This window comes from Anaerobiospirillum sp. NML120449 (assembly GCF_023051105.1).
In the GTDB taxonomy this organism is placed as follows: domain Bacteria; phylum Pseudomonadota; class Gammaproteobacteria; order Enterobacterales; family Succinivibrionaceae; genus Anaerobiospirillum.
This window is the reverse complement of the sequence record NZ_JALKIL010000083.1, coordinates 1-3,871: the sequence shown is the minus strand read 5'-3', so window position 1 is coordinate 3,871 and position 3,871 is coordinate 1. Positions and strand designations below refer to the sequence as shown.

Below are 3,871 nucleotides of genomic sequence, written 5' to 3'. Positions count from 1 at the left end.
TGACCTTTCCGGCAGCCTCGGTGTTACCCAGAATGGCGGCATCCATATCAAAGTTGACGTCAACAAACTTGTTACCGTCAGCTGCTAACTCAGCTTCTGCCTTGAAAGTGGCAACTGAGCCGGAGCCAGTTACCTCAATGGTGCCCAGGGCGTCTACAGCCTTTTCAGCAGTAAAGGCACCAGTGGTTACCTTCAGAGCGCTGCCCTTGGCGGTATCCAGAGTGCTCTTGGCGGTGAAGGTGCCTACAGAGGCAGTACCGCTGAGCTTAAGAGCGCCGGCGAAAGAGGCATCACCAGTAACGTTTAAGTTACCGTTGATGGTGTTCTCGTCGGTAGCGCTGGAGGCATTTAAGGAAGCAGCATTTAAAGTAGAGCCCTTAACTGAGTCAAGGAAGCCGATGTTGGCAGCGCCAGTTACATTGGCAGTGCCAGTGTTTACCAGCAGTTCTGCGCTGTTACCTGCAACATCACCCTGTACAGTGATAGCACCGGCCTGGCCAGCATTCAGCTTGAGTACAGCTCCCTTTGCAAGAGTTACCTTGCCGACCTTACCAGAGTCGTTCAGGGTTAAGGTGCCGTTCTTGACATTCAGACCAACAACCTTCTTGCCAGTGGAGTCAGATGCAAACAGACCATTGTTCTTATCAGCACCACTTAAGCTGGATGAAGTGGTAATGCCAATCTGCTCGTCTGTTGAGCCGGAGGCCTGCTGCAGAGAGCCGAAGTTACCACGTACATCTTCAGAGATGTTGGTTACGATAACATCAGCCAGGTCCTTGTTAACAACGTCTGAGTTGACGTCAGCAAAGCCCTTGATGTCTGTCCACTTGACTGTACCGTCTTCTGAGACAACACCGCCCTCGCCAGTAACACCGGTAATGGTGGCATTGCCAAGATCCAGAACACCAGCAGTTAAAGCACCGTCAGCAACGCCAAATACGCCACGCAGTTTCTTCAGATCGGTTGAATCAAGAGTTACACCTGAATCAAAGCCAAACTTTACGGTACCGCCGGTCTGGAGATCGATGGAACCTGCAGTAAAGCCATTGAGGCTGGTGCCAAGGTCAGTACCGTCAGCATTAAGCATGGAGCCTACTGCTGTAGCACCGAACTCGAGGAAGCCCTTGTCGGTAACAACAACAGTCTTGTTGTCCTTAACGAGGCTTACACCCTTATTGGTCGCATCAGTGGAATCACCCTTAACACTCATGGTGCCGCTGATATTCAGCTTGCCACCGGTGGTGGTGAGCTTATTGGTGGTAGCGGATGCACCCTCACCAATAGTGATAGTAGAACCAGCATTGCTCAGAGTCTTTAGAACAAGGCTGGAACCTTCAGCAACTGTAACAGTACCGGCGGTACCAGTAAGAGTGTCAAGCTTAAGGGTTGCAGCTACAGGTGGCTTACCAGCAGCTTCATCAGTGGCTTTTGCATAGAAGCCACCAACCTGAAGCTTGGAGCCAGTTACATCAACTGTCATGTTGGTGGACTGGTCACCCCATACACCGCCAGTAACGTTGAGGGTGGCAGCAGTGCCAGAGCCTACAGTTATGTCAGAGGTCAGAGTACCTTCAGCATCTGGAGCATCCTTGGAGCCAAGTGTAACTGCAGCTCCGGACAGGCCTAATGCTGTTGGGGTGGTGCCGTCAGCTTTAACAGCGCCAAGTGAGCTCAGGGCAATATAGTTACCAGCAGCAACGCTTACAGTGTTGTTCTTGAAGGTAAGGGAATCAGCCTGAATGGTGCCGTCATCAATAGAAGCACTTGCGCCTGAAAGAACTAAGGAACCCTTTACAGCAAGCTTACCGCCACTGATGTTGAATCCCTTAGCGTCAAGACCGGTGCCGCTGACCTTAGTGGCATCAAGAACCAGCTCTTCGGCTGAAGCATCAACATCAACTACACCACTGCCGGAAACAGTGAAGAGACCACCACTGTTAGATGTGCTCATCAGCTGGGTAACATCAACTCCCTTGAGCTTTAAGGTACCGCCAGTAACACCAATTGCGATGGTCTTATCAGTTTCACCAACTCCAGTTACTGTAGCGCCGGTTAAGTCGAGGGTTGCACCAGAACCGCTAACAGTAATCTCGCTGTTGTCTGCTGCCTGAGCCTTGAAGTTACCAGTTACGGTAAGAAAGGCGGTCTTGCCTGCAGCTGCGGTTACTGCAACAGTACCACCGCTTACATCAATACCATCAGCAGCAGAGTAAGCACCCTGCTCAACAGTCAGAGCTCCACCGGAGACAAGTACGTTGCCGGTAATGGCGGTTGGGGTGGTCTTTGCGGTAGAGAGGTTTACCTTGTCAGCAAGGGCAAAAGCTCCATCAGACTTAAAAGTAACCTCTTCTGCGGTAGCACCACTGAATCCTAAAGTGACCTTCCCTTTATAGGTGTCGCTACCAAGAGTCAGTTTACCAGCCTTGATTGCAAGTTTGGTATTCGCATCAGTTGCAGTATTATTGCCATCCTTGGTAATGGCCTTTGATACCAGCAGGTCGGCAGCATAAATGGAGCCGGAACCGGACATCTGAATGCCCTGATCGATAGCGCCACCAGATACCTTCAGGGAGGAGATATCTACCTGCTCTTCATCGCTGAAAGAAATAGCGCCATTTGCTCCTACTACAACTGTACCATTTGCAGCTTGTAGAAACTTGTCAAACTGAGCTTTGCTTAACTTGACAGTGGTAAGAGTCTTTGAGCCTGAGCCGATTGTCAGCTTTGCAGCATTATTTCCAGCATTTTTAACCTCAACTGCTACTGATGGAGCAAGCTCAAGGGTGCCTGATGTGAGAGTAATTCCGGCTGCAGCAGAATTAGAATCAATTGCAATCTTACCAGCAGTCAGTGATAAAAGGCCTTCATTGGCTTGAGTATTCTTGTCATCAGCTGCAAGGGTGATCACGCCTGTTTTACTTGACGCAGAAATATTTGCATTTACATTGCTACCATAAGCCTGAAGAACAGCGCCTTCGCCTGTAAAGTTAATTGCTGCTCCAGAAGCATCAGATATGTTACCTAACATGGCGCCGCTGGCACCGAGGTTAATTGTTGCGCCCTCAGCAAGCTCATATACAGACTTAGTGTCACCGATAGTAGAAGCTACTGTTGCAGAACTACCACTTGCTGTAATAACACCTTCGCTACCTACTTTGATGGTGTCAGCTTTTACAGTTGTTGCAACTGCTCCAGAAGCTACTGCACTGAGAGTACCTTTTTGAACATCAATTGTTCCAATGTCTACAGTCAAGGTTGCGTCAGCAGCGGAAGCAAACTTGAATTCATCGGCCTTTGCAGCATGTTTGATAGTTAATGAGCCTTCGCCGCTTAATGTAGTGGCCTCTTTCTTAGAAGTAATTGAGCTGGCTGCAGAATTAAATATAGCATCAGAGTGCAGATCTGCCTTCCACTCTACCTTGCCTTGGGCTTCAGCTGTCCATGCAGCTTTACCATCAGTATAAGTTACAAATGATTTGTTTGGCTTTGCGATGTTTGTAGCAAAAGCACCAGACTGAAGCTGCTCTTTCTGAACAGGAGTTGTATCGCCTGTCGCAGCCTGAGCAGCGCCAGCAGCCATACCTGCGGTCAGGACTACGGCAGAGGCGATGCCCTTGAAGTAGGCGTTCTTGTAGATTGCGCGATATTGAGCCATCAGGAACTTGATGGCGTTGTTTGAAAGTTTCATCTAGTTTGTTGAAAATTTTGATGAAGTGGGCGTTCTGGCCTGAGGCTTGTTGCTGCGCCTCTGACTCGTACTGGAAATGCTTTTTTAAATGCCGGCTGGCAGAGCTGGCCGGTCAGAGTTCAGAGGGAATCACAGGAACCTGTAGACCACCTCACTTCGGTGGTGGTCTGATGCGGGACACTG

At 49.6% G+C, this 3,871-nt stretch carries 1 protein-coding gene; it reads right to left on the bottom strand.

Translation table 11 applies throughout. The features are described 5' to 3' along the window. On the bottom strand, positions 1-3,688 hold a 3,688-nt coding region (locus MXE41_RS12800), incomplete at its 3' end, for a hypothetical protein (RefSeq protein ID WP_247100852.1). Between the last annotated feature and the right edge of the window lie 183 nt (positions 3,689-3,871).